Genomic DNA, 25,076 nt, shown 5'->3' on the forward strand with positions numbered 1-25,076 from the left:
ATGCGCTTCGCAGGGCAGCGCCTAACGGCCTGATATGCAGTTTCCGCGTGGCCCTGTTACCAACGCATTGGTGGTCATCAATCTGGTGATCGCAGCAATATTGCTGGTTCCGTCTTGGTGGCAATATGCAGTGATATCGGGTGGGCTATTCCCGACCCGCCTAAGCAGCGGTAGTGCGGCATTTTCCGATGTCGGTTTTTTGGTGCCAGCGTTTTTGACGCCACTATCGGCGGCGTTTCTGCACGGCGGTGTCGCGCATGTCGTGATGAACATGCTGATGCTTTTGCTTATCGGTAAGATGGTGGAGCGCGTATTGGGCGGTGGGCTCTATCTCGCGCTTTACATCGGATCGGCGTATTTGGCCGCAGCTATGGAGTGGTTTGCGTCATTCATGGCTTGGCCGATGTCTGTGGATATGATGGCGCCAGCCATTGGCGCAAGCGGCGCGATTTCGGGGGTTATTGGCGCTTATGTGCTGCTGTTTCCGAACAAAAAACCGAAGGCTTGGGGTCCGATCCCCGCCGAATATGCGCGGCCATTGCATTTAACCATCGCCTGGGCGGGGTTAAATCTTGCGCTTGGCTTTGTGGGGCCTAGCTTGGGAATCGCTATCGCAATATGGTCGCACATTGGCGGGTTTATCGCCGGATTATTGCTGGCGCGGCCATTGTTATTGTGGCGGTATCGGCACGCCTAATCGGCGCGGCGTGCCGTTATTTGGGTCAGGACCACTTAAATCCACCTTCGCGGCGTCAAGACGTCCTTCGGATTTGTCCCATTTTGTCCATTGCCGCGTTGGCAAAGCGCGACTTAGAACCACTAAGCCTGCGCTTTGCCGCCTTGCACTGAACAGTATGGCCTCAAACCGCGAAGGTGGATTTAAGTGGCCCTGACCCTAGCTTTCGGGCTGCAAAAGCTTGTGCAAATGCACCACAACATATTTCATTTCGGCATCATCAACCGTGCGCTGGGCCGCTCCGCGCCATGCCTCCTCCGCACTGGCATAATCGGGAAACATACCGATAATGTCCAAATCTTCGAGGTTGGTAAAGTTTAACGTTTGCGGGTTGTCAACGCGGCCGCCGAAAACGAGATGTAATTTCGTATCGCTCAAACAACTATCCTTAACTTTTTTCCTTGGCCGCCTCTGTAGCGGCCTGACCTGCGGCCTTTACTGCGAGAGCTGCCTTGCTGACAAGCTCTCTGAATTGCGCACGCATCGCTTCGCCATTTAGCCCAAGCGTGTCCACTTGGCTCATGCCCGCAACTTTTGCAGCTTCGGCTATTTTGCGGGCTTTTTTGTTCAATTTTTTGCCCGCCTTGCCCAACACTTTGGTCTCGCGTTCGGTCCGCGGCAAAAGCGCGCCGACTATCGCACCAATGGCAATTCCGCCCAATATAATTGCCAGCGGACTTTTATCGACACTCTCAATTGTTTTTGCTTTTGCCTGACGAGCGATCACCTTTGACTGCTCTACGCCAGTTGCCGCAGCATCTTTGCCTTTTTCAAAGGCCACTGAGGCCTTCTGACGCGCCGCAGCGCTTGAACGTGCGGTTTTTGCTTTCGCGCTATCCGCTGCGGATTTGATGCTGTCGCCAATCTTGCTCATATATCGTTCCTATGTCATTTGCTGGTGGGCGTTTTGGTTTTACTGTGTCGCAGCCTCGAAATCCAACGTGAAATCGGACCGCGCATCGCAATTAACAAGGCACTTACCCCTATCACACCAACTATGGGGGCATTGTTCTTCGCAATTTGAACTGTCTCGTCTGCGATCTGTTTGGCTTGGGTGGTTTGACGTTCCACCAACCGCCGAAGTTGATTACGTGGATTAAGGACATCACGCGTGACGGCCAAGCTATCTTTCAACTTACGCCGCAAATACCGCCGTTCAGCGTTGGATAAAATCACGCTTTCACGGTCAGTGACAACGGGTTCTTCAGGTAAGATCGTCGACATTTTTCTGTATTTCCGGGAAGTAAACTTTCCGCATCCATCTTCGGGCCAATGCGGCGAAAACTATACCGATGATTACAAAGCTTATGGTGACCAATATGGTTGCCGCCAATGGGCCAATTAATGGCGAAAGTGTAAGGACTAGCCCCAGCACCAGCGCAATGGACGCGCCGCCAAATGCGAAGGCCGCGATTGCGCCATAGCGGAATGACCAGCGAAATACGTGGCGTGTGTAATCTAGCCGCGACCGATGATAGCGCATTTCTGCCTTCACCATCGCACGCAGATCCTCCATCACCAATGCAATCTGTTCGCTCGCGCTTGGCTCTGTTGGCGGTGCTAGGTCTTCCAACGCTTCGATCTGAGGTTCTTCGATCTTCATCATACCCGCTTATCGCCCATTGGCGGCATTTTGCAATGACGCCTGTGTTGCGACTCAGGCGTCTTTACCGCCCGAACGCACGAGACGCGCCAAAACAAAGCCTATTGCAGCCGCAGCGCCCAGGGCGACGGCAGGGCTTTTGCGGACAAATTGTCGCGCATCTTCTGCCAACGCATCCACATCCTTGGCGTCCATCTTACCAGCGAAGCCTTCAACCATGTCGGCTGCGCTGCGGGCATAGTCGCCATATTGCTTTCCAACATTATCGTCGATGGTGCCAGCGCTATCACGGATAAGCTTGCTGATGCTGCCAACCGCTTCAGTGGCACGATCTTTTCCTTTGGTTGCTGCCGCGCGGACGGTGTCGGTGGCTTGGGCCTTAAAATCATTCATGTCCGATTTGACCTTTGATTTGACATTTTCGGTCTTGCCTTGGGCTGGTTGCGCCTTTGCTACGGCCTTTGGCGCAGCGGTTTTGGCCGAGGTAGGCTTGGCTGCTGCTGGCTTAGTGGCTGCTTTCTTGGCGGGGGCGGGCTTTACTGTCTCGGCCATAAGAGTGACTCCTTTTGAACAACTGAGGCGAAAGAAATTGTCTTGCTTCGCACCGATATTTGTATTGCGGGTGCCTTAGTCAACTATAGCACCGCAAATTTAGTTTTAAAATCGATATGTCGGAGCATCGTTGCCAAAACCTGATCACATGGATAAACGCGCTGGCATATCTCCACCTTCGCACAAACGGACCATTTTATGACCGCTATCCTCGACATTCATGCACGCCAGATCCTCGACAGCCGGGGAAACCCTACGGTTGAAGTTGATGTTGTGTTGGAGGACGGTAGTTTCGGCCGTGCGGCAGTCCCGTCGGGTGCTTCGACAGGAGCGTATGAAGCCGTTGAAAAGCGTGATGGCGATATGTCCAAATATATGGGCAAGGGCGTGCTTCAGGCGATTGATGCGGTTAACGGTCCCATTTTTGAAGCCTTGGCCGAACTGGACGCCGAGGAGCAGGAAAATATCGATGCGGTCATGATTGATCTTGATGGCACCGACAATAAAACGAAACTGGGCGCGAATGCCATTCTGGGCGTCAGCCTTGCGGTAGCGAAAGCGGCGGCGGATGCACGTGGCCTGCCGCTCTATCGCTATGTTGGCGGCGTAAATGCCCATGTTTTGCCAGTGCCGATGATGAACATCATCAATGGTGGGGAACATGCCGACAACCCGATTGATTTTCAGGAATTCATGGTCATGCCCGTCGGCGCTGGTTCAATTGCGGAAGCTGTCCGCTGGGGCTCAGAAATATTCCATACACTGAAGAAGGGCCTGCATGAAAAGGGCCTGGCAACGTCGGTTGGTGACGAAGGCGGCTTTGCCCCCAATTTGGCGTCGACCCGTGATGCGTTGGATTTCATCATGGCGTCGGTGGAGAAGGCAGGATTTAAAGCAGGCGAAGATGTCGTCTTGGCTCTGGACTGCGCCGCGACCGAATTTTTCCGCAACGGCAAATATGAAATATCGGGTGAGGGGCTCTCGCTGACGCCAAATGAAATGGCCGACTATCTCGCTGCCTTGTGCAAGGACTATCCCATATTGTCGATTGAGGATGGCATGAGCGAAGACGATTTTGAAGGCTGGAAGGCTATCACCGACAAAATTGGTTCAGGGGTGCAGTTGGTGGGTGACGATTTGTTTGTTACGAACCCGGAACGCCTGTCGATGGGTATTGGCAAGGGACTTGCAAACTCCTTGCTGGTTAAGGTCAACCAGATCGGTACTTTGACAGAGACGCTGGCCGCCGTTTCTATGGCTCACCGTGCGTCCTACACGGCCGTTATGTCGCACCGTTCGGGCGAGACCGAGGACGCAACAATTGCCGACCTGGCCGTGGCAACCAATTGCGGTCAGATCAAAACCGGAAGCCTCGCGCGTTCGGACCGGTTGGCAAAGTATAACCAACTCATCCGCATCGAAGAGGAGCTGGGTGCATCTGCCATATATGCCGGTCGGAGTATTTTCCGCTGACCGTGATATCCTTGCCAACTCGTATAAAATATGATTCAGTCTGAACATGGCCCGAGGCAATAAAAAACCGGAATATATGAAGTCAGTGGTTGGGCCTGCTTTGGGGCTTCTGGCTCTGCTCGGCATCGCGTCTTACGCATTGCTCGGCCCGACGGGAATCATCGCCTGGACCGATTATCGCGCGGCTTTGAGTGCGCGTGAAGTTGAGCTGGCAAAGTTGCAGAAAGAACGGGACGCCCTTAGAAATCGGCAAATCCTGCTGGACCGGGACAATGTCGACCCAGACCTTGCGGGCGAACTCATGCGCAAAGAATTGAACGTTGTTGCCTCTGACGAGGTTGTTGTTCCGTTAAATTAAGGCGCTGGACGTCAAATGAATAGCTATGCAGGGATTTCCGCCGCGGAAAAGCGCTTTTCACCGGGACTGATTTTGACTAGGCGGCATTGTATTCGCATATAAAAATTCCACCAAAGGAAATGATTTTGGCCACCACCCCAGCGAAAAAACCTGCTTCCAAGAAGGCAAGTGTTAGCGAAGACGCCGCGCGCGCCAATCGGGAACGTCCCAAAGAACCCGTGCCGTATAAAGCGACACAGGAAGAGCTTCTGAAGTTCTACCGTGACATGTTGCTGATTCGGCGGTTCGAGGAAAAGGCGGGGCAGCTATACGGCCTGGGCCTGATAGGTGGTTTTTGCCATTTGTATATCGGGCAAGAAGCGGTCGCAATTGGGCTTCAATCTGCATTGACGCCGGGCAAAGACAGCGTCATTACTGGGTATCGGGACCATGGCCATATGCTGGCTTATGGTATCGACCCGAATATCATCATGGCCGAACTGACCGGCCGCGCCGCAGGCATTTCACAGGGCAAGGGCGGGTCGATGCACATGTTTTCGACCGAACATAAATTTTACGGCGGACATGGGATTGTCGGCGCGCAGGTATCGCTCGGCGCTGGCCTGGCTTTTGGGCATAAATATGCGAACGATGGCGGCGTGTGCCTTGCCTATTTTGGCGACGGCGCATCCAATCAGGGGCAGGTGTATGAGAGCTTCAACATGGCGGAGCTTTGGAAGCTGCCCATCATTTTCGTGATCGAAAACAACCAATATGCAATGGGCACCAGCGTCAACCGTGCCTCTTCCGAAGACCAGCTTTACCGCCGTGGTGAAAGTTTCCGCATCCCCGGTATTCAGGTCGACGGCATGGATGTGCTCGCCGTGCGCGGCGCGGCCGAAGTTGCGCTGGATTGGGTGCGCAGCGGCAAGGGACCTGTATTGTTGGAAATGAAAACCTACCGTTATCGGGGCCATTCCATGTCTGACCCTGCCAAGTACCGCAGCCGTGACGAGGTCCAGTCGGTCCGCGACAACAGCGACCCGATTGAAGGTTGTAAGGCCTATCTCGCCGAAATGGGCGTAAGCGAAGACGCGCTTAAGGTGATTGAAAAAGAGATCCGGAAAATTGTGAATGAGTCGGCCGATTTTGCCGAAACTTCACCAGAGCCGGACCTTTCCGAGTTATATACTGACGTTTTGGTGGAGCAATATTGATGGCAATCGAACTTAAGATGCCGGCGCTTTCACCAACGATGGAAGAAGGCACCTTGGCCAAATGGCTGGTTAAAGAAGGCGATTTCGTCAAATCGGGCGATATTCTTGCTGAGATCGAAACCGATAAGGCGACGATGGAATTTGAAGCCGTGGACGAAGGCGTGATTTCGTCGATTAATGTTGCGGAAGGGACCGATGGCGTCAAAGTCGGCACGGTGATTGCGTTGATTACAAGTGAGGGAGAGGAACCTGCGCCTGCGCGTTCTCCCAAACCAGTCGCATCGCGCCCAGTCGAGACGCCGGCACAGAGTGCGCCAGTTTCAACTATGTCGGATACTCAGCCTGCAGAGGCCGACTTTGTTGCCGCGGGCGACAATATGCAAACCGTCACCTTACGCGAAGCCTTGCGCGATGCCATGGCCGAGGAAATGCGCCGCGACGACCGCGTGTTTGTCATGGGTGAGGAAGTCGCCGAATATCAAGGTGCCTATAAGGTCACGCAAGGCCTGCTCGACGAATTTGGCGCACGCCGGGTCATTGATACGCCGATCACCGAATATGGCTTTGCTGGCGTTGGCACGGGGGCCGCAATGGGCGGCTTACGACCCATCATCGAATTCATGACCTTTAACTTTGCCATGCAGGCGATTGACCACATCATCAACTCCGCAGCCAAGACTAACTATATGTCGGGTGGCCAAGTGCGTTGCCCCATCGTGTTCCGTGGACCCAATGGTGCCGCCGCGCGCGTGGGTGCACAGCACAGCCAGAATTACGCGCCTTGGTATGCCAGCGTGCCCGGGCTCATTGTGATTGCGCCTTATGACGCCGCCGATGCCAAAGGTCTGTTGAAAGCGGCCATTCGTTGCGAGGACCCGGTCGTGTTCCTAGAAAATGAATTGCTCTATGGCCGCACTTACGAGGTTCCTATGGGCGACGATCATGTCCTACCCATCGGCAAAGCGCGCGTCATGCGTGCAGGAACGGACGTAACCATTGTCAGTTACTCCATCGGCGTTGGCCTTTCGCTTGAGGCGGCGGATAGGCTGGCCGAAGACGGGATTAAAGCTGAGGTCATTGACCTGCGCACCATTCGTCCCCTCGACAAGGCGACGGTTTTGGCAAGTCTTGCAAAAACCAACCGCTTGGTCGTTGCCGAAGAGGGTTGGCCAACATGTTCGGTTGGCAGCGAAATTCTGGCAATATGCATGGAAGAGGGCTTCGACGATTTAGACGCTCCGGTTTTACGCATTACGAACGAAGACGTGCCCATGCCCTATGCGGCAAATCTGGAGAAAGCGACGCTGGTGAACGCGGACAAGATCGTGGCTGGTGTTCGTAGAACGCTCGGCGTCTAATCGCGCGGTGAGCAGACTGTCGCGGCGCTGGTTATGGCAAGCCGATTATAGCTTAACTGCTCAAGAAGTGCGCAAATGACGCCGGACCCTGTTTTGGAATTGGCTCCGCCCGCCAGGCTGGCAATTGCCTATGCGCCGTCACACGTTCGGTCTGCATTTGCGCTGCTTCTGCAAATCGACAACCGCTTTGCCGAGATATACCGCAATGCGCGCGAGCCGATGATCGCACAAATCAAGATGGCGTGGTGGCGCGAAGCTTTTGCCAGCGCAGCAGACGCGCGACCAAAAGGCGAGCCATTGCTGCAAGCGCTAAACGAAGCGGGCGACCGCATTCCGTTAAGCGCACTTGAAGCGCTGGCTTCGGCGTGGGAGGCGCTGCTGGGCAGTGAGAGGTTCAGCCAAGAGGTCATCGACGTCCATGCCGAATTGCGCGCTGAGGGGATTTTCCTGACCTATGCGGGTTGGATGGGCACTGTGCAGGATATGCGGCCCATTGGGCGGAACTGGGCGCTTGATGCCTTACGCATTGCTTTTCCAGACCGTGTTGCAGACTGCAATATGCAACCGGCGCCGTTGCCAAAGGCACGGGCATTACGTCCATTGTCTATTTTGACAATGTCCGTGCGGACAATATCGGGGCCACGGTTGATTTTACATGCGTTAACAGGGATATAGGTATAGGTTTCGGTTGCTAGGCATCAATAAAGAGGGGGTTGCAATGCAGCGTATGTTGATCGGCGGCGTTGCTGCCTTATTCATGGCGGGCGGCGGACTATTGGTCTGGCAAAGCATGGCCAATCAGCCGTCGCTTATCCCCGCACCGCCACCGCCCGCAGTCATGTCCGACAAGCTGCCCGAAGCAGGGGCCGATGCGCCTGCCTTTGGCTCTGCGCCGCCCACCCCGCCGGAGGCACCAAAAGCGAGCCGTGAGGAAATGCGTTTCAACCGATATGACCGCAACAAGGATGAGCTTGTCTCTCGCCTTGAAATGATGGGCAGCCGGACCAAGGCGTTCAAGGCGCTGGATACCGATGGCAATAATTTGCTGACGTTTGAGGAATGGGCGGTTGCCACTGGCCAGCGCTTTGCGAGCGCCGATGGTAACAAAGATAAGCTCCTTACGCGCAAGGAGTTCGCCCGGACTCGGCCCAAGACACCCGCAAAGCCGGGATGTCGTTGTTAGGCTGCGATGGCCTGGCTGGCGATCCAACTCGTTAAATCTCTCCGTGCTCTGCCGGTCATTGCTGCTTTGCGGGATTTCTTATGCACTTTTTCATCAAGCGGGGCGAATAGGCCAAAATTGATGTTCATGGGTTGATAATCGTCGGCCAGCGCATCGCCCGTGATATGGCCAAGCAATGCGCCAAGCGCCGTGGTGGATGGTGGAGCTATAACCGTGCGCCCGGCCAATTCCGCCGCCGTCATAATGCCGGCCATCAAACCAACGGCGCTGCTTTCCACATAGCCTTCGCAGCCCGTAATTTGTCCGGCAAAGCGGATATGTGGCGCAGATTTCAAACGAAGCTGACGGTCTAACAATATGGGCGCCCGAATAAACGTATTGCGGTGCAACCCGCCAAGCCGGGCAAATTCGGCCTTTTCCAGACCCGGGATCATGCGGAGCAATTCAACTTGCGCTTTATGTTTCATTTTCGTTTGAAACCCGACCATGTTCCACAACGTGCCTTGTTTATTGTCTTGTCGCAATTGCACCACGGCATGCGCCCAACGGCCCGTTCTGGGGTTGTCGAGACCAACAGGCTTCATGGGGCCAAAGCGCAACGTGTCTAACCCGCGCGACGCCATGACCTCAATCGGCATACAGCCTTCGAAATAGGGCGTGTTGGTTTCCCATTCCTTGAACTCGGCTTTCTCCGAGTCCAGCAAACCTTGGTGAAAGGCGCGATATTGCGCCTCGTCCATCGGGCAGTTGATATAATCCTTGCCTTCGCCTTTGTCCCAGCGCGAGGCATACCAAGCAATATCCATGTCGATGCTGTCATGATAAACAATCGGCGCAATCGCATCGAAGAAAGCGAGACGGTCTTCGCCGGTCTTTGCCATGATGCTCTCGGCGAGGTTTGTTGCGGTCAATGGGCCGGTGGCGATGATGACTGGCCGGTCGGATGGAATGACGTCCACGCGCTCACGGACGATTTCGATGTTGGTCTGGTTTTCCAGATGCTGGGTAACGGTTTGCGAGAAAACGTCGCGATCGACGGCAAGCGCGGACCCTGCGGGTACCTTGGCCACTTCGGCGGCTTGCATGATAAGCGAACCCAGATCGCGCATTTCCTGATGCAGAAGGCCAACGGCATTGTTTTCGGCATCGTCTGACCGGAAACTGTTGGAGCACACCAATTCTGCCAAGCCATCGGTTTGATGTGCTGGCGTCATATCCCCCGATCCGCGCATTTCCGACAGCCGCACGCGTATGCCGCGCCGCGCCAATTGCCACGCTGCTTCGCAACCTGCAAGGCCGCCGCCGATAATCTGGACATGAAAATTTTTGTTCATGTGCGTGCGGCTATCAAAAATCCTTGGCGCTGCACAGGCAAAAGCGCCAAGATGGGATATGGGATTTACACCTAACTCTTCAGACGACGGGACGATCTTGCGGCCATCGTTGGTTCCGCCGCCTTCTGACGCGCACAAATATAGCCGTGGGCACGCTATGGTCTGGAGCGGACCGGTCTTGCACACAGGCGCGTCTAGGCTGTCTGCGCAGGCGGCATTGGCGGTGGGGGCTGGCTTGGTCACCCTTATAGGCGAAAGGGCAAGGCTGGCCGAACAGGCGGCACATGTCACCGCGATCATGTTGCGCGAAACGGATATGTCCTTGGCCTGTGTCGATGATCGCGTTACCGCCTTTGCCATTGGTCCGGGGGCAGGGGCAGGGGTTCGGCAGGCTGTCCTCAATATTCTGCGCCTCAATGTCCCGACTATACTTGATGCCGACGCATTGACCGCCTTTGAAGGCGACCCTGCGACCTTGTTCGGCGCAACGGGGCCGACCGACGTTATGACGCCCCATATCGGCGAGTTCCGCCGCCTTTTTCCGGACATAGCGACCGATAATCGTGCGGACGCCGCACGCCGCGCAGCGGACCGGGCGCAATGCGTTGTGCTGCTTAAAGGTTCCGAAACTTGGGTTGCTGCACCCGATGGCCGTGCGTTAGCGAACCGCCATGCGTCACCTTGGCTGGCGACTGCCGGATCGGGTGATGTGCTCACCGGCCTGATTTGCGGGTTAGTGGCGCAAGGGGTGAAGGCGTTTGATGCGGCCAGCATGGCGGCATGGCTGCATGGTGATATTGGCGTTCAGGGCGGACCGGGGCTGACCGCAGACAATATGATTGGGCATATTCCGCTTGTCTTGCGCGGGTGTTTGCACGATGAATCGACACATGGCTCAGGATCTCGCACATAAACGCCCCTATTTGTTCGGCAGCTTGATTGCCGGCATAAGCTTTCCCGCGACGTGGCTTTTTCTGCCGATTGACGGCGGATTATACGCCATGCTCTGGAAAATGGCGGCGGTCGGGCTGCTGGTACCATTTGCGTTGCGCCGACATCATCAGGGCGAATTTATCCTGCTGGCGATCATGCTGGCATTTTATGCGCTGGGGGATGGGTTGATTGAACTCAGCATGGTTGCCGGGGCCTTGGTTTTTTCTGCCGGACATTCTGTAGCGATGCTCATATATTTTCGTCACCGGCGCATAGGCGCGGTATTCAGCCAAAAGCTGCTGGCCGTCACCATATTATTGGCCACGCCAGTCATTGCTTATTTCCTTCCGCCGAGCCAAGACGAAGGCATTCAGGTGGCGGCCTATAGCGTCATCCTCGCTGCCATGGCGGCGATGGCATGGAGCAGCAATTTCCCGCGTTACCGCGTCGGTTTGGGTGCGATATTGTTTGTGGTGTCCGACTTGCTGATCTTTGCGGAGCTTGGGCCGTTGGCGGGATCTACAATGACGGGCATCGCCATCTGGTATTTCTATTATTTTGGTGTGCTGATGATTGCGGTTGGCGTAGCACAGACATTGGTGAAGCGCGGGCATTTTGCCGATGGCGAAGAACGCGACTGAATTGGGAGGGTAGCTCCTCATGAAGCCACCCCACCTAACGTCACCCCACCTAACGTCACCCTGACCTTGTTTCAGGGTCTATGTATCCATTCTGTCTCCGGACGTGCTGCACGATGGACCCTGAAACAAGTTCAGGGTGGCGCACGCTTGACCCACGGTGACGTAGCATTTGTTCCAGTCAACAGTGGCTTGGGCTAATCCGCTATCGGCGTATCGGTGATTGCGCCTTCGCCTTGGGCACCGCTCTGAATGGAGGCGTCTGCATCCTCCTCGTCGCTCTCGTCAATCTTGGCCGCGCCGACCACATGTTCATTTTCGTCGACATTAAATAAGCGCACGCCGGCGGTTCCGCGACCCAAAACGCGTAAGCTGTCGAGCGGCATGCGGATCAATTTTGCCTGATCAGTGACGAGCATCAACTGATCACCTTTTGTCGCGGGGAAGCTGGCGACGACTGAGCCGTTGCGTTCGATATTGTCAATGTTGGTAATGCCTTGGCCGCCACGTCCAGTGCGGCGATAGCCATAAGCCGATGACAATTTGCCATAGCCATTGGCGCAAACGGTAAGGATGAACTGCTCACGCTCCGCCAGTTCAGCGATGCGTTCGGCAGTCATGGTTGGCTCGCCTTCCTTCTCCGGTTTCCAAGGGGCAAAGCGCAGATAATCCTCCCGCTCTTCGCCCGAAGTGCCAACGCGTTTGAGGATCGAAAGCGAGATAACGGCGTCGCCCTTACCAAGCTTCATGGCGCGCACACCCGTGGATGCGCGGCTTTGGAATTCGCGGATGTCGTCAGCCGCAAAGCGGATCGCTTTACCATAGCGGCTTGCGAGCAGGATATCGTCCTCAGCGCTCAGCAGTTCAACGCCAATTAGCTTATCGTCGGCATCGTCGCCTTCGAACTTCATCGCGATTTTGCCGTTGCTTGGGACATTGGCAAAGGCGTCCATGCTGTTGCGACGGGCATAGCCCTTTGACGTCGCAAATACGACGCTCAGGCCGCCCCATTCGGCTTCATCCTCGGGCAAGGTCAAAACGTTGGAAATGACTTCGCCTTCGCCCAATGGCAGCAAGTTGACCATGGGCCGACCGCGCGTTGACGGACCGCCTTCGGGCAGCTTCCACACCTTCAGGCGATAGACCTTACCGATGTTGGAGAAGAACAATACGGGCGTATGCGTGCTGGTTACGAACAATTCGGTAACGGCATCCTCATCCTTCGTCGCCATACCGGCGCGGCCCTTGCCACCACGGTTTTGGGCGCGGAATATCGCCAAAGCGGTGCGTTTGATGTAACCGCCATGGGTGACGGTAACGACCATTTCCTCACGCTCCATAAGGTCTTCGTCGTCCAAGCCATCCCAGCTTGCCGTGATTTCGCACAGGCGCGGGGTGGAAAATTCTGCGTCAATCGCGACCAATTCGTTGCGCAACACGGCATACAGCTTTGTGCGATCGCCCAAAATTGCGAGAAATTCTGATATGCTTTCTGCAAGACCCTGAAGTTCCTTGCCAATTTCGTCACGGCCAAGCGCCGTCAGGCGATGCAGACGCAATTCAAGAATGGCGCGAACCTGTAGTTCCGACAATTGGTAGCTGTCGCCAGTAATCTCGGTTTCGACCGCTTCCACCAATTTGATGTAGGAAGCGATTTCGGCGATTGGCCATTTGCGCGCAATCAATGCCGCGCGCGCTTCGGCGGGGCTGGCGGAACCACGAATGATCCGCACGACTTCGTCCAAATTGGTGACCGCAACGACAAGGCCAAGCAACAAATGCGCCCGTTCGCGGGCCTTGTTCAGCTCAAACTTCGTCCGGCGGGTAATCACCTCTTCACGGAACCGAATGAAAGATTCGATGATGTCACGCAGGTTCAAGATTTCGGGCCGGCCGCCACGAATGGCCAGCATATTGGCGGGGAAGCTCGATTGCGCCTGCGTGTGGCGCCACAATTGGTTGAGGACAACGTCGGTGGTCGCATCACGCTTTAGGTCGATAACAATGCGCACGCCCTTGCGGCTCGATTCATCGCGGATGTCGGACACGCCCTCAATACGCTTGTCCTTTGCGGCTTCGGCGATTTTCTCGACAAGGCCGGACTTGCCCACTTGAAACGGAATGCTGGTGAGGACGATGGAGCGACGGTCGCCTTTTCCTTCCTCAATCTCATGCCGCGCGCGCTGCATGATCGAGCCCTTGCCATCACGATAGGCCGCACGTGCGCCGCCAGTGCCGAGTATGAGCGGACCTGTTGGAAAATCGGGGGCAGGGACGATTTCGATAAGTTCGTCGATGGTGATGGCGGGATTGTCGATATAGGCCAAGCATGCCTTGATTACTTCGCCCAGATTATGCGGCGGGATGTTGGTCGCCATGCCGACGGCAATACCGCCCGCGCCATTGACCAACAGGTTCGGGAAACGTGCGGGCAGAACCTGCGGCTCTTCACGGCTGCCGTCATAATTGGGTTGGAAATCAACCGTGTCCTTATCAAGATCATCCAAAAGCGCGTTGGCGACCTTGTTCAACCGCGCCTCGGTGTAGCGCATCGATGCTGGCGGATCGGGGTCCATCGAACCGAAGTTGCCCTGACCATCAATCAACGGCACGCGCATCGACCAATCTTGAGTCATACGCGCCAGTGCGTCGTAAATCGCGCTGTCGCCATGCGGGTGATAATTGCCCATCACATCGCCGACGATCTTAGCCGATTTGCGATAGGGCCGCCCGGCGACAAAGCCGCCTTCTTGGCTGGCGAACAAAATCCGGCGGTGAACCGGCTTTAAACCGTCGCGCACATCGGGCAGGGCGCGCGATACAATAACCGACATCGCATAATCGAGATAGCTCGACTTCATTTCGTCGACAATATCGACGGGAGAAATGTCCGATGGGTCCAAGGTAATTGTGTCGTCGGTCACGCCGCGATAATCCTTATATTTTCATGAACCACGGACCCTAGACCCAACGCGCCGAAATGGCCACATGCGACTGCCCTAATTGCGCGGTTTTCACCAGCTTATCCACAGATTCAGAGCTTGGCGGCGGTTAGGGTGCTATCAGGCTTCCGTCATATGCAAAAATTTGCCCGCTTTGTTCCGGTTTTAGTCGATGGAGCGTGGCAAGCATGTCCCCGGCAGCCCGTATTGGGGTGAAGCGTTCATGGGCAGGATTGCCTTTGAACGGCGCGCTGAGTGCCGTCTCGACGGTACCAGGATGTAGGCCGACGACAATGGATTGTGGATTTTTGCGTTGCCATTCGATGGCGATATTGCGGATAAACATATTCAGTGCGGATTTTGATGCACGATAGCTGTGCCATCCACCCAAGCGATTGTCAGAGATGCTGCTCACCCGCGCGGACAAGGCTGCAAAGCAGATCGGGCCTTGCTTGGCCATGATAGGCAGGAAATGTTTGGCGACGAGCGCAGGCCCGACCGCGTTGATGCGGAAGTTTTCCATCATCCAGTCAGGATCGAGCTCGCGAAGGCTCTTCTCCGGGCCTTTTTGGGTTGAATGCAGTAGGCCGGTCGCCACAATGACCAAGCTTATGGGAGGATGTGCACCCGTCAGAGAAGCGGCGGCGGCGGCAATGCTGGCCTCGTTCCCTATATCCAGGGGTGGGGCGCTCTCACGGTGAAACCGGATGACTTGCGCATAATTTGGATCATTTTCCAAAAGTTCTGCCAGCGCGGCCCCAATGCCACCACGCGCACCAATGATCACTGCACTGCTTTCACCCACTTGTTTTTTGCTCCGGTTCGTTCAACGGGGATTCATGCAATGGCGCTATGGCAATTGCACAGACGATAGCAAGGTCCTATAAACCAAGCTTTAGCAAGCCCAAGGCCTAATAATTTGCGGAGAGTTACATGAAACTGGTTTCAAAATTTGCCCTCGCTTTGTCGTTGGTAGCGGTATCAACTGCGCCTGCCGCATTTGCGCAGTCCAATGAAAAGCCTAAGAAGGAAAAAAAGGGTAAGGATGCGGCCGCAGCGCCAAAGAGGAATTACTCCAAACCTTTCATCGCCGCTTATGTCCCTGTCGCAGATTTGTTAAACAAAACCAAGGACGCCGCAGCCGCCAAGGCAGAATTTCCAAAGGTTGTTGCTGCTATTGGCAATGACGATGACCGGTACGAAGCGGGCATATTGGCCATTAATATCGGCGCGGGGTTGAAGGATCTGGCGTTTCAGGAGCAGGGCATCGATTTGTTGATTGCATCGGCGTCAACCCCTGCCGATTTGAAGAGGGAATACACGTTTCGCAAGGGTGCCATTGCATATGATAGCAAGAGATTTGCGGATGCGGAAAAAAATATGCTCGACGCCTATAAATTGGGTCACCGCGCTAACAATATCGAATATTTGATTTCCAACGCCATGTCGCAGCAAAGCAAAGATGCTGAGGCAATTGCATGGATTGGTAAGGCGATTGATGCCAGCAAGGCAGCGGGCCCTGTGAACAAGACCTATGTCGTGCGCGCTGCCGTCCTGTCCGCTAAGGCGAAGAATTACGCAGGCGCAGCCAATTTCTACAAGGATTTGATCATCGCCGAAAATAACCCGGATTATTGGCATGATGCGCTTGCGTTTTTTGACCGCTCGCGGGACTTTAATCCAGAAGAAACACTCGACATCATGCGCTTGATGCGCGCCACCGATGGTCTCCGCTTTCAACAGGAATATGCCGGATATCTCGACAGCCTCAGCTATATCGGTGTGCGTTACCCGGCAGAAGCGGTTTCCTTGCTGGACGAAGGCTTCGCCAAGGGGGTGATCTCGCGCAACAATGTGACGTTCAGCGAGCGGTACAACGAAGCGAAGGCGCGTCTCGCGGAAGACACGCGCACTCTGGCCGGAACGATCGCGCCCGCCAAGGCAAGTCCAAAGGGTATGCTGGCATCACTTACTGGCGATTCCTTCTTTTCGCACAAGGATTACAAGACCGCGAAGGATCTGTATGAATCGGCGTTGAGCAAGGCACCTGTTCTGGACAAGGACGGCGGCGACCAGACCGACCGCACGCGCTTCCGTCTTGCGATGTCCAAGACGATGCTGGGCGATTATGCAGGTGCGAAGGCCGACTTTGATATGGTCACGGGCGCGAACCGCAAAGCAATCGCCGAATATTGGGTGGCATTCATTACCCATCGGGCAAATGCCGCGGCAACGCCGGCTGCGACTGCGCCAGTCTCCTGAGATTTGGCCAGATGAAGAAAAAGGGGGCCCGCGCAATCGGGCCCTTTTTTATGCCTGGGAAATAGGGACGCCGGGCTCATCTTTGGCCGTGCGGATCGTCAACGATGTTTTGACGCTGCTCACATTGGGTGCGGACGTTAGTTTTGAAGTCAGAAACTCCTGAAAAGACTGAAGATCGCGTGCTACAATTTTCAAAATAAAGTCTATTTCTCCATTGAGCATGTGGCACTCTCGTACATCTGGTAATGCGCGCACATGTTGCTCAAATGCCTTTAGGTCATCTTCAGCCTGGCTTTTCAGGCTGACCATGGCGAAAACGGTAATGGTGTAGCCCAACGCGCTTGCGTCTACATCGGCATGATAGGATTTGATCGTACCCGATTGTTCGAGCGCACGCATACGTCGTAAACAAGGGGGCGCGGTCAGGCCGACCTTATTAGCGAGTTCAACATTGGTTATGCGACCGTCGGCCTGCAATTCGGCCAAAAGCTTCATATCTATCGCGTCAAGGTTCGTATTGGCCATGATCTGGTAATTTCCATTTCTATTTCGCCCAATGCTTATAATATAATTATGTCGTATTGCAATTGTCCCATAGTGTGACGCCTTCAAATTGCGGCTTTCGCGCTGCCGAAATCGGGTTTATCGCTTGGATATTGCGGGTACCGGTCCACTGGGAATGAACATCATTGCGTTTTGACGATCGTCTTGAAACCACCTTGCGTCAGACCGATGATGAGGGCTTGGGCCTGTCTGCCAAATGGCAGCAGCTGGTGGATATACTCGCACAGAATGCTCAGGATTTTGATCCGGAATTGGTTGTACTTGGATTGCAAAAAGTGCGGCTGTTCATGGGTGCTGTTCCAGCCGACATTCGCGAGCAAACTGTTCGTGCGTTGGCAGGGCGGCTTCAATCCGTGCCCTTAATGTTGTTGTTATCCGGCGATGTCCCCGCTGTTGCATCGGCTGCCATCAAAGGGGCCTTATTGGATGATCACGAATGGGCAGAGATTGTGCCGCAATTATCGACGCGGGCCATTAGGTTTTTACAGAACCGCCGCGACCTTGGCCCCATGACTTTGTGCGCCCTGGCGCAATGGTCTTCGGCTGAACTTGTGCTGCCGGACGAAGCTGTTGATCCATCCACGCCTAAGGTCATATCAGCACCCGTCGCTACCGCGTTGGAAGCATCAGCATCGGATCAGCGCCAAGAAGAGCATTTCGATGTTACGATTGACCCCGTCGATCTGATCCGATTTGAGGCGGATGAATATGGGACAATTTGCTGGGTAGAAGGTGCGCCGTTGGGCGCCATAGTCGGCGTAGATATCGCTGAACCTGCTTTTGACGATGGTCCGGGGCCAGATGCCTATGGAGCAGCAGCCTTCCGGCAGAAAATGCCGCTGGAAAATGCGCGCATGCGGCTGTGTGGCGCTCCTGCCATTGCTGGCGACTGGCGCATAAACGCCGTGCCGTTTTTCGATGGCGTGAGCGGGCGCTTTAATGGCTATCGGGGTGTTTTGCGTCGGCCGAACCTCTCCGAAACTGCGGTAATTGCCGAAAGCTACGCCGATGAGGCCGAGCATATTCAGCAGCTTTTGCACGAGCTGCGCACACCATTAAACGCCATCATCGGTTTTTCCGAAATCATCGAACAGCAGCTTTTTGGTCCCGTGACGGAAGATTATCGCATATTGGCGGGCAACATCCTGCATGATGCAGAACGCTTGCTGTCTGGCTTTGACGACCTGTCTATGGCGGCGACTATCGAAACCGGAACTTATGTTGCCGAAGAAGGGGTAACGGAATGTGAGTGGCTTTCGCAAAAGCTGGCTGAACGCTTGCATGGCCTGACTGATTTGCTTCGGGTCAGGCTCAACCTTGTCCAAGCCCACCCGGTTCTGCCGTTTGCGGTAGACCACCAAACGGCAGAGCGCCTGTTTTCGCGTTTGTTGTCGGCGGTAATTGTTGGTTGTGAACCCGGCGAAGTGCTTGATGGTTGTTTCCGAACGGAGTTGGGCCTTAATGTCACCAACCGATTTGTGCTAACTTTGCCTCAGAAGTTGCGCGACCTTAATGAAAGTGAACTTTTCGGTTCAGGATCAGGATCGATTGACGATAATGATGCGGCGCCTTTGCTTGGTCTGGGTTTCTCCTTACGGCTTGCGCGCAGCCTCGCGCGAAGTTTTGGCGGGGATTTAAGATTTTCTCATCAAGCGCTCATCGTGTCCTTCCCAGCCTTAAGCGACGGTAGGTTAAACTACAAAAACGAAGAGCGGGAATGAACGAAAACAAGATTGCCAACCAAATTGCGTCTTTTATGTAAGATAAAGACTTGCGCATTCTCCCAAAGTTCGGCTATCCGCCCGCAGGTAGTTGGCGAGCCGGTCAGGGCCTGTAGCTCAGTTGGTTAGAGCTGGCCGCTCATAACGGCTAGGTCGGGGGTTCGAGTCCCTCCGGGCCCACCAGCCTCGCATCGCGAAGTTGGCAGGCAGCCAGCCGCGTGGACATTGTTATACCAGTGATCCCATGTCGGGGAGTAGCGCAGCCTGGTAGCGCATCTGGTTTGGGACCAGAGGGTCGCAGGTTCGAATCCTGTCTCCCCGACCATTTTCTTCCTGTGATTTTATTTTTTCGATTTTAGTCCGACATTCCGGCGGCTTCATCGACTGTTGTGGTCTGGCCGCTGAGGTGCGAGCATGCCTAAGCAGCGGTGCGGCCTAATGCGGGAACAATGATGGCTTTTTGCTGTTAGCTATTCGGACACACTGCCTGCGAATCCTCCCTTTGTTAGTTCGGTGTGTCCAACTTGACTGATGGGGCGAATCCCAAAGCCTTGGTGCGAAGTCACCGCCGAACCGCTCGGCATTGATCGCCATTTGCTTACGCGGCTAGCGCGCCCGAAAGACCTGCTTTTGTAATCCCGTTCACAAATTGGCTCGTGCATTTGTCCCAGCAAAATTGGGCTCCGTAATTCGCCGCATCGGCACGACCAAGCGACAGTGCCCCGTTGATTGCCTCGGCCAGATCGGGCTTAAGGCAGCCAATCGCGCGGTCTAACGTGCTATGCGGCCCGCGTCCCTCTGTACCGATAATGTCCAGTGGCCCCTGAACGGGATAGCCAGCCACCGGAACGCCAGTTGCAAGCGCCTCAAGCATGACAAGTCCAAAAGTATCGGTCTTGCTTGGAAATACGAAAACATCGGCAGAGGCGTAAATACTGGCAAGCTCGGCACCCTGGCGCGTCCCAAGAAAGAGGGCGTCGGGATATCGCACCTGAAGATGCGCACGGGCAGGGCCGTCGCCGACGATGACCTTCGTTCCCGGGACATCGGCGTCAAGAAATGCCTCCAAATTCTTTTCCACAGCTACGCGTCCGACCGACAACATAATCGGCGTGGTAAGATGTTTTAGGCTTGGATGGGTGGGCTGGTCTGGATGGAACACGGCATGATCAATTCCACGCGACCAAAGCTGTGTTGGTTGAATGCCGCGGCTTTCCAGTTCGTTCCGCAGGCTTTGTGTCGCCGTCAGGACCGCGCGCGAACCCCTGTGGAATGTGCGCATGATGGGCCAGATGAAGTCCGGTGACAGCCGCGTGCGTGCGGCAACATATTCGGGAAACCGGGTATGAAAAGCGGTGGTGAAGGGGACTTTGTGTTTGATGCACCATGCACGCGCGCTCCAGCCAATGGGGCCTTCGGTTGAGATATGGACGATGTCGGGCCTGAACGACCCCAGCGCCTTACGCACACCAAAACGCGGCGCAAGCGCCAGTCGAATTTCGGGATAGCCAGGGCAGGGAATGGTCGTGAATCTGTCAGGTGCAACAACCTCAACCGTATGCCCGCGTGCTTTTAGGTGGGTTATCGTTTCGGTTAAAGTGCGGACTACGCCGTTGACTTGCGGTGCCCAGGCATCGGTCGCGATGGCTAGCCTCATGCTTCGACGGCCGCTTGCGCCGCGGCGCGATTGCGCACATGCGCTGCCCAGTCGATGATGGATATTGTACCATCCTTGGCTTCTGTCAACGCGGTGCAGCTTTCAACCCAATCACCATCATTATAGTAGGTTATCGACCCAAATTGGCGAATTTCGGCGCAGTGGATATGACCGCAAACGACACCCGCGACGCCGCGCTGCGATGCCTCACGCGCCACGACCTCTTCATATTGGCCGATAAATTGGACAGCGTTTTTAACCCGTTTTTTTAAATAAGATGAAAGCGACCAATATGGCAGGCTGAACCTGCGCCGGACGGCATTGAGGATGATATTGGCCTTCAACAGCAATGTGTAAGCCTGATCACCCAAAAACGCGAGCCAGCGCGCATAGAGTACAATGCCGTCAAAAGCGTCGCCATGTGTGACAAGCAAATTGCGCCCGTCAGCCGTGGTGTGGATCGCCTCCAACTGCACTTCGACGCCGCCAAAGCTGAGGCCCGCATAGTCACGGAACATTTCGTCATGGTTGCCGGGAATGTAAATGACGCGGGTGCCCCGATGCGCCATTTTCAGTATACGGCGAATGACCTCGTTATGTTGGTCCGGCCAGTACCAGCCCTTACGCAATCTCCAACCGTCAACAATGTCACCGACCAAGTATAACGTTTCGCACTCAACCGAATGCAGAAAATCGCTGAGCAGTCCGGCCTGACAACCCGCAGTGCCAAGATGCACGTCCGATATCCAAACCGTGCGCAGTTTCATCTTTGGCTGAAAGCTTCGCGGTTCGGGCTTATCAAACCAAATTGGTAGCTTTGGCCCTTTGCTATCTCGCTCAAGGCGAGGTGCTTCAATTGTGTCAGTGTCGTTGAATAGTGAATATGTCATCCGCTTTTACCCCCAAACAGACGCGTTTCGAACGTAATTGGGGTAGCCGCCCGATGGGTCAGGCGCATGGCAGATCGATGACAGTTTTCTTGCCATCGATCTTATGCCCGTGCGGTTATTTGACCGCGGGAACCTCTGCATCCGGCAGCGTCAATCCCATGGCTTTGGCAAGCGTAGGAGCAATGGCACGCATGTCGATTTCCCCCAAATTACGGCCTTTTTGAATGCCTGCGCCCATCATCATGAAGCTGGACCGCATGAACGGCTTGTCGGGAAAATAGCCGTGCGTGCCTTTACTGGCCGACGGGCTCACCAAAGGCGCGGCTGCGCCTTTGAAGCTGCCAGCATAGGCATTTGGAGCAAAGTCGACGTAAAAGCTTGCCTGCGGATTAGCCCCATAATCGGCGATCTGCGACGTGGTGGCGATCTGGACGATGCCATTTTTGGGGTCGGCTTTTAACTGCGCCAATAGTTCTGAAACGCGCGCGCGTAACGTTGGATCGGATGGCCGCTTCAAAACGATCGCCGATGATCCGCCCGAATTCCACGGACTGGCTTCCCAGTCTTTGATTTTGCCGTTGGCGTCGAGGACAATCAGGCCAGCGTCAATGAATGTCCGATACAGATTGACCTCAGTATCGACCTTTGAAAAGCCATGGTCGGAAACAACGGCGATAACGCTGTCGGGCCTTACGGCCATTTGCGCTGCCATGATCTTGCCCACCACCGCGTCAATCCGTTTTAGAACCGCATGCGCAGCCGCCGTATCGGGACCTTTTTCATGTTGTTCATGGTCAAGCGCCGTCAGATAGACCGTCGTGAAATAAGGTTTCTCACGCGTGATGAGCGCAGTTGCAAAGCGGCCGCGGTTTTCATCACCTTCTATGCTTTCGTCGATACCGGGGGCATATGCGCCCAATTGGCTTTCCAGCGATTCAATCAAACCTGGGGTTGCAAGCGACTTTATGAGCTTTGCGTCGTCGGGATGACCCGTGCGCCAGATTTGCGGGATGTTCCATTTTATCGCGCTTGCGTTGACGCTGACAGGCCAATGCACGTTGGCTGTGGTCAATTTTGCCTTTGCGGCGACATCCCATAAGGTCGGCACCTTGAAATCGCTGGCATACCAATACCAACCGCCTTGGTTTATTTGCAGGGGGTCGAAACTGTTGTTGCCGAATATGCCATGCTGCGATGGGCTGACACCCGTAAGCAATGTGGCGTGGCTGGGGTAGGTTATCGTTGGCAGGATACCGCGCACGCCTTGGGCATAGCTGCCTTCCGCGATGAAACGTTTAAGATTCGGGATGTCGATACCGCGTTTTTCCGCCTCGATAACGTCATCGGGTTGAAGCCCGTCGATGGAGATCAGCAGCACCGGCTCCGCCGAAGCCGCCGATGGCAGCGCACTCATGACGAGCGCGCTGCCGAACAGCAAAGCCGATTTCATTAGAAACCAGCCTTCAAGGTTACAAAGAATTGCTGCGGCGCACCCGCCAACAATGTCTGGTTATCGCCGCTATTGCCAAAACCGTTTGAACCAACGGTAGAGACATATTTTTTGTCGAGCAAGTTGGTTGCATTGAATTGCAGTTCAAGCGGAACGCGCATGCCAGCATCAAAACGATAGCCCAATGTTGCATCAAACAGCACGCGTGCAGGCACGGATTGATCATTGAGATACGTGAAATAACGCTTGCTCATGTAATTCGCGCCAAGGCGACCAAAAAACGTATCGCTGTCATAGGCAACTTCGCCTCGCAGCAAATGCTTTGGCGTATCGACAACATCCTTGCCTTTAATCGCGATGGTGGCCGTCGGGGTAACGACATTGTCTTCATACGTCGCGCCGGTGTAGCTATAGGATGCGAACACGGTCAGGCCCCCGCCCAAGCGAACATCGCCTGCCGCTTCAAAACCAATGGACCGGACGCTGCCGACATTCTGCAAAATGGCAGGATTGCCCACAATACCCGCGCCCGTTTGCACGCCTAATAAACGGTTACGGAAATTGACATAATATACGCCGATGACGCCGTTAAAGACATTGTCGTTATAACGGGCACCAAGTTCAAAAGTGTCCGATCCTTCTGGTTTTAGACCACGGGCGAGCAGAGCGTCAAACCCGGCTTGCGTCGTAGAGAAGGGGCCGCTGGTTGCCGACGACACAAATGCCCGGGTAACTTGGGTAAAGCCGCCAAAGATTTCAGCTTTGCCGCTCAATTTATAGGCAGCACCAACATGCGGTTGGAACCAATCCTGCGACTTGATCTTGCCGGCTGCCAGTGATCCTTGAATGCGCGGGTCGGATTCATTGTTGACCTGAAAGCCCTTCCAACCAAGGTTAACCGTCAAGTCGCCAAAGCTGATTTTGTCCTGCACATAATATTGTAGCGTATCCGTGTTGAAATCGAACAGCCATTGTGTGCGAAACGGGTTGCGAAGGAATTTGGTATGGTCGAGACCTGCCTTGGTGCTGCTTTCATAGGCATAAAAGCGCCGTGCCTGCGTGAAATCATTATGCTCGTACCAGCCCCCGACGGTGATCTCGTGATCGCCGACTTGGGCATTTAGCGAACTGAAAACGCCACCACGCTGAATATCATATTCGGTGGTTCTTGCCGACATTGGAACGCCATTTGGGCTCGCAACATAGGGTGTGCCCCACGTCCCTTGGCCAGTGTTATTGTGATAATAAGCCTTCACCTTAAACGTCACGCCATCGGCCAACGGGGCGGTCAAGCCGAAAGACCCGAGCGTATCCTTGCGAAGACCCGATGCATCATAATAGCTGTCATCCAGATTGTTGATAGGGGCCACAAATACGCTGCGCGCCGCTGCGATTGCCTTGGCATAATCGGGGAAATAATTGTCATGGTTATAGCCAAGGCGCTTAATCATCGCCAGTGAGAGGTCCTGATAATCTTGCTCAGCGCGGTCAGAGTATGAAAAATATGCATCAAATTCGGCCTCGCCTACAGGAATGATCGCCTTGGTATTTACATGCGTGCTGCGCTGGTCACCGCCGCCTTTCCATTTTTCGGCGTTATGATAGGCGCCCGAAACAAAACCGCGAAAACCGCCTGCTTCGCCAAAATTGACGCGGCCAAAGGCGCGTATCGTGTTCGACGAGCCATATGTCAGGTTGCCGTCAACGCCAAAACCGTCGTTGACATCAGCCGAGAAGAATTCAAGCGTACCGCCCAAATTGTTGGTGGCTTGTGTACCAATCGACCCTGAACCTTGTGACACGCGAGTCACGCCGATATTTTCCGAGATAATTGCGCGACCAATGTGAAGGCCGTTGTTATTCCCATAAGTGGAGTCACCCAGGGGAATGCCGTCCAGCGTGTAACCAAGCTGGTTTTGGTTGAACCCGCGGATCGACACGCGGCTTGACCATTCATAGGTGCCGAACGGATCGGCAGACTGAAAATTCACGCTTGGGAGTTTCTCGATTGCCTTCAACGGGCTTGTGCCCGGTGCGAGGATTAGGAGTTCCTTGCTCGTTACGTCCTGGACCTGACGCGTTTCGCCTTGGCCGAAAACCACGATCTCTGCGTCGTCCGAGTCGACAGCAGGCGCCGTGTTAACCTGCTGGGCCATTGCAGGCATCGAACCAAGGGCCACTCCGGCCATAAGCATTACTGATATCTTACGCATTAACTTACCTTCC

At 54.9% G+C, this 25,076-nt stretch carries 24 protein-coding genes and 2 tRNA genes; 13 read left to right on the forward strand and 13 right to left on the reverse strand.

Annotated features, from left to right (window positions below; translation table 11 throughout):
• Positions 1-34: 34 nt before the first annotated feature.
• Entirely contained in the window at positions 35-697 is a 663-nt protein-coding gene (locus HEQ18_RS03190) for a rhomboid family intramembrane serine protease (protein ID WP_432815484.1), read from the forward strand.
• 198 nt (positions 698-895) lie between these two features.
• On the opposite strand, the gene HEQ18_RS03195 is transcribed toward HEQ18_RS03190, so the two are convergent.
• From HEQ18_RS03195 to HEQ18_RS03215, 5 genes are read right to left on the reverse strand one after another with little or no spacing between them, the layout of a single operon-like run.
• The gene (locus HEQ18_RS03195) at positions 896-1,114 is read right to left on the reverse strand and encodes a DUF4170 domain-containing protein (RefSeq protein ID WP_296199307.1); all 219 of its coding nucleotides are present in this window, start codon (positions 1,112-1,114) and stop codon (positions 896-898) included.
• 10 nt (positions 1,115-1,124) lie between these two features.
• Positions 1,125-1,610, reverse strand: a complete 486-nt coding sequence (locus tag HEQ18_RS03200; protein ID WP_397606480.1) for a hypothetical protein — start codon at positions 1,608-1,610, stop codon at positions 1,125-1,127.
• A gap of 14 nt (positions 1,611-1,624) precedes the next feature.
• The gene (locus HEQ18_RS03205) at positions 1,625-1,960 is read right to left on the reverse strand and encodes a hypothetical protein (protein ID WP_397606479.1); all 336 of its coding nucleotides are present in this window, start codon (positions 1,958-1,960) and stop codon (positions 1,625-1,627) included.
• The gene (locus HEQ18_RS03210; protein ID WP_397606478.1) at positions 1,941-2,342 is read right to left on the reverse strand and encodes a phage holin family protein; all 402 of its coding nucleotides are present in this window, start codon (positions 2,340-2,342) and stop codon (positions 1,941-1,943) included. The genes HEQ18_RS03205 and HEQ18_RS03210 overlap by 20 nt, the downstream gene beginning before the upstream one ends.
• 51 nt (positions 2,343-2,393) lie before the next feature.
• On the reverse strand, positions 2,394-2,891 hold the full coding sequence (locus HEQ18_RS03215) for a hypothetical protein (protein WP_432815485.1): 498 nt from the start codon (positions 2,889-2,891) through the stop codon (positions 2,394-2,396).
• A gap of 198 nt (positions 2,892-3,089) precedes the next feature.
• On the opposite strand from HEQ18_RS03215, the gene eno reads away from it, so the two are divergent.
• From eno to HEQ18_RS03245, 6 genes are all read left to right on the forward strand, one after another.
• Positions 3,090-4,364 carry a phosphopyruvate hydratase gene (gene eno / locus HEQ18_RS03220; RefSeq protein WP_432815486.1) on the forward strand — a complete coding sequence of 425 codons (1,275 nt, stop codon included), beginning with the start codon at positions 3,090-3,092 and terminating at the stop codon, positions 4,362-4,364.
• A 76-nt stretch (positions 4,365-4,440) separates the two neighbouring features.
• Positions 4,441-4,722, forward strand: coding sequence for an FtsB family cell division protein (locus HEQ18_RS03225; protein ID WP_432815487.1), 282 nt, complete (start codon positions 4,441-4,443; stop codon positions 4,720-4,722).
• Between the two features lie 119 nt (positions 4,723-4,841).
• Positions 4,842-5,918 carry a pyruvate dehydrogenase (acetyl-transferring) E1 component subunit alpha gene (gene pdhA, locus HEQ18_RS03230; RefSeq protein WP_432815488.1) on the forward strand — a complete coding sequence of 359 codons (1,077 nt, stop codon included), beginning with the start codon at positions 4,842-4,844 and terminating at the stop codon, positions 5,916-5,918.
• Positions 5,918-7,276, forward strand: a complete 1,359-nt coding sequence (locus HEQ18_RS03235) for a pyruvate dehydrogenase complex E1 component subunit beta (protein WP_432815489.1) — start codon at positions 5,918-5,920, stop codon at positions 7,274-7,276. Before pdhA ends, HEQ18_RS03235 begins: the two co-directional genes overlap by 1 nt.
• Positions 7,277-7,351: 75 nt before the next feature.
• Positions 7,352-7,951 (forward strand): squalene/phytoene synthase family protein, encoded by a 600-nt coding sequence (locus HEQ18_RS03240; RefSeq protein WP_432815490.1) that lies wholly within the window; start codon positions 7,352-7,354, stop codon positions 7,949-7,951.
• 43 nt (positions 7,952-7,994) lie between these two features.
• Positions 7,995-8,459: a hypothetical protein gene (locus HEQ18_RS03245; protein WP_432815491.1), complete on the forward strand. Its 465-nt coding sequence runs from the start codon at positions 7,995-7,997 to the stop codon at positions 8,457-8,459.
• Here HEQ18_RS03245 and trmFO read toward each other — a convergent pair.
• Complete coding sequence (gene trmFO / locus HEQ18_RS03250) at positions 8,456-9,793, reverse strand: methylenetetrahydrofolate--tRNA-(uracil(54)-C(5))-methyltransferase (FADH(2)-oxidizing) TrmFO (protein WP_432815492.1); 1,338 nt, start codon at positions 9,791-9,793, stop codon at positions 8,456-8,458. The two genes, HEQ18_RS03245 and trmFO, sit on opposite strands and share 4 nt — an antisense overlap.
• Positions 9,794-9,851: 58 nt before the next feature.
• Here trmFO and HEQ18_RS03255 point away from each other — a divergent pair, with 58 nt between their 5' ends.
• Entirely contained in the window at positions 9,852-10,706 is an 855-nt protein-coding gene (locus tag HEQ18_RS03255) for an NAD(P)H-hydrate dehydratase (protein ID WP_432815493.1), read from the forward strand.
• On the forward strand, positions 10,684-11,367 hold the full coding sequence (locus tag HEQ18_RS03260; protein WP_397606248.1) for a lysoplasmalogenase family protein: 684 nt from the start codon (positions 10,684-10,686) through the stop codon (positions 11,365-11,367). The genes HEQ18_RS03255 and HEQ18_RS03260 overlap by 23 nt, the downstream gene beginning before the upstream one ends.
• A 194-nt stretch (positions 11,368-11,561) precedes the next feature.
• Here the strand turns inward: HEQ18_RS03260 and gyrA are convergent, their stop codons facing one another.
• Positions 11,562-14,288, reverse strand: coding sequence for a DNA gyrase subunit A (gene gyrA, locus HEQ18_RS03265; RefSeq protein ID WP_432815494.1), 2,727 nt, complete (start codon positions 14,286-14,288; stop codon positions 11,562-11,564).
• Positions 14,289-14,415: 127 nt separating this feature from the next.
• Entirely contained in the window at positions 14,416-15,111 is a 696-nt protein-coding gene (locus HEQ18_RS03270; protein ID WP_397606250.1) for an SDR family NAD(P)-dependent oxidoreductase, read from the reverse strand.
• Positions 15,112-15,239: 128 nt separating this feature from the next.
• Here HEQ18_RS03270 and HEQ18_RS03275 point away from each other — a divergent pair, with 128 nt between their 5' ends.
• A complete protein-coding gene (locus tag HEQ18_RS03275) occupies positions 15,240-16,568 on the forward strand; it encodes a hypothetical protein (RefSeq protein WP_432815495.1) in 1,329 nt (442 codons plus the stop codon).
• Positions 16,569-16,616: 48 nt separating this feature from the next.
• Here HEQ18_RS03275 and HEQ18_RS03280 read toward each other — a convergent pair whose 3' ends face one another.
• Positions 16,617-17,093, reverse strand: a complete 477-nt coding sequence (locus tag HEQ18_RS03280; RefSeq protein WP_432815496.1) for an Lrp/AsnC family transcriptional regulator — start codon at positions 17,091-17,093, stop codon at positions 16,617-16,619.
• A 164-nt stretch (positions 17,094-17,257) separates the two neighbouring features.
• Between HEQ18_RS03280 and HEQ18_RS03285 the strand changes: the two genes are divergently transcribed.
• The 3 genes from HEQ18_RS03285 to HEQ18_RS03295 all read left to right on the forward strand — a co-directional run bounded on the left by HEQ18_RS03285 (position 17,258) and on the right by HEQ18_RS03295 (position 19,178).
• Positions 17,258-18,853: a histidine kinase dimerization/phospho-acceptor domain-containing protein gene (locus HEQ18_RS03285; protein WP_432815497.1), complete on the forward strand. Its 1,596-nt coding sequence runs from the start codon at positions 17,258-17,260 to the stop codon at positions 18,851-18,853.
• Between the two features lie 106 nt (positions 18,854-18,959).
• Positions 18,960-19,036 (forward strand) — tRNA-Ile (locus HEQ18_RS03290).
• 65 nt (positions 19,037-19,101) lie between these two features.
• Positions 19,102-19,178 (forward strand) — tRNA-Pro (locus tag HEQ18_RS03295).
• A 273-nt stretch (positions 19,179-19,451) separates the two neighbouring features.
• Here HEQ18_RS03295 and HEQ18_RS03300 read toward each other — a convergent pair.
• The 4 genes from HEQ18_RS03300 to HEQ18_RS03315 all read right to left on the reverse strand — a co-directional run bounded on the left by HEQ18_RS03300 (position 19,452) and on the right by HEQ18_RS03315 (position 25,063).
• Positions 19,452-20,510, reverse strand: coding sequence for a glycosyltransferase family 4 protein (locus tag HEQ18_RS03300; protein WP_432815498.1), 1,059 nt, complete (start codon positions 20,508-20,510; stop codon positions 19,452-19,454).
• Positions 20,507-21,277: a UDP-2,3-diacylglucosamine diphosphatase gene (locus tag HEQ18_RS03305; RefSeq protein ID WP_432815950.1), complete on the reverse strand. Its 771-nt coding sequence runs from the start codon at positions 21,275-21,277 to the stop codon at positions 20,507-20,509. The genes HEQ18_RS03300 and HEQ18_RS03305 overlap by 4 nt, the downstream gene beginning before the upstream one ends.
• Positions 21,278-21,515: 238 nt before the next feature.
• Positions 21,516-22,850: an alkaline phosphatase family protein gene (locus HEQ18_RS03310; protein WP_432815499.1), complete on the reverse strand. Its 1,335-nt coding sequence runs from the start codon at positions 22,848-22,850 to the stop codon at positions 21,516-21,518.
• A complete protein-coding gene (locus HEQ18_RS03315) occupies positions 22,850-25,063 on the reverse strand; it encodes a TonB-dependent receptor (RefSeq protein ID WP_432815500.1) in 2,214 nt (737 codons plus the stop codon). The genes HEQ18_RS03310 and HEQ18_RS03315 overlap by 1 nt, the downstream gene beginning before the upstream one ends.
• Positions 25,064-25,076: the final 13 nt, after the last annotated feature.

Source organism: Sphingorhabdus sp. (assembly GCF_050921905.1).
Classification (GTDB): domain Bacteria; phylum Pseudomonadota; class Alphaproteobacteria; order Sphingomonadales; family Sphingomonadaceae; genus Sphingorhabdus_B.

Bases quoted from the DNA above. Each gene is read 5' to 3' on its own strand.
- HEQ18_RS03235 (WP_432815489.1), top strand. From the start codon at position 5,918: ATGGCAATCGAACTTAAGATGCCGGCGCTTTCACCAACGATGGAAGAA.
- HEQ18_RS03225 (WP_432815487.1), top strand. From the start codon at position 4,441: ATGAAGTCAGTGGTTGGGCCTGCTTTGGGGCTTCTGGCTCTGCTCGGC.
- HEQ18_RS03210 (WP_397606478.1), bottom strand. From the start codon at position 2,342: ATGATGAAGATCGAAGAACCTCAGATCGAAGCGTTGGAAGACCTAGCA.
- HEQ18_RS03205 (WP_397606479.1), bottom strand. From the start codon at position 1,960: ATGTCGACGATCTTACCTGAAGAACCCGTTGTCACTGACCGTGAAAGC.
- HEQ18_RS03310 (WP_432815499.1), bottom strand. From the start codon at position 22,850: ATGAAATCGGCTTTGCTGTTCGGCAGCGCGCTCGTCATGAGTGCGCTG.
- HEQ18_RS03215 (WP_432815485.1), bottom strand. From the start codon at position 2,891: ATGGCCGAGACAGTAAAGCCCGCCCCCGCCAAGAAAGCAGCCACTAAG.
- HEQ18_RS03305 (WP_432815950.1), bottom strand. From the start codon at position 21,277: ATGAAACTGCGCACGGTTTGGATATCGGACGTGCATCTTGGCACTGCG.
- HEQ18_RS03200 (WP_397606480.1), bottom strand. From the start codon at position 1,610: ATGAGCAAGATTGGCGACAGCATCAAATCCGCAGCGGATAGCGCGAAA.
- HEQ18_RS03255 (WP_432815493.1), top strand. From the start codon at position 9,852: ATGGGATTTACACCTAACTCTTCAGACGACGGGACGATCTTGCGGCCA.
- eno (WP_432815486.1), top strand. From the start codon at position 3,090: ATGACCGCTATCCTCGACATTCATGCACGCCAGATCCTCGACAGCCGG.
- HEQ18_RS03245 (WP_432815491.1), top strand. From the start codon at position 7,995: ATGCAGCGTATGTTGATCGGCGGCGTTGCTGCCTTATTCATGGCGGGC.
- HEQ18_RS03275 (WP_432815495.1), top strand. From the start codon at position 15,240: ATGAAACTGGTTTCAAAATTTGCCCTCGCTTTGTCGTTGGTAGCGGTA.
- HEQ18_RS03300 (WP_432815498.1), bottom strand. From the start codon at position 20,510: ATGAGGCTAGCCATCGCGACCGATGCCTGGGCACCGCAAGTCAACGGC.
- HEQ18_RS03240 (WP_432815490.1), top strand. From the start codon at position 7,352: ATGACGCCGGACCCTGTTTTGGAATTGGCTCCGCCCGCCAGGCTGGCA.
- HEQ18_RS03260 (WP_397606248.1), top strand. From the start codon at position 10,684: ATGGCTCAGGATCTCGCACATAAACGCCCCTATTTGTTCGGCAGCTTG.
- HEQ18_RS03190 (WP_432815484.1), top strand. From the start codon at position 35: ATGCAGTTTCCGCGTGGCCCTGTTACCAACGCATTGGTGGTCATCAAT.
- HEQ18_RS03280 (WP_432815496.1), bottom strand. From the start codon at position 17,093: ATGGCCAATACGAACCTTGACGCGATAGATATGAAGCTTTTGGCCGAA.
- pdhA (WP_432815488.1), top strand. From the start codon at position 4,842: ATGATTTTGGCCACCACCCCAGCGAAAAAACCTGCTTCCAAGAAGGCA.
- trmFO (WP_432815492.1), bottom strand. From the start codon at position 9,793: ATGAACAAAAATTTTCATGTCCAGATTATCGGCGGCGGCCTTGCAGGT.
- HEQ18_RS03315 (WP_432815500.1), bottom strand. From the start codon at position 25,063: ATGCGTAAGATATCAGTAATGCTTATGGCCGGAGTGGCCCTTGGTTCG.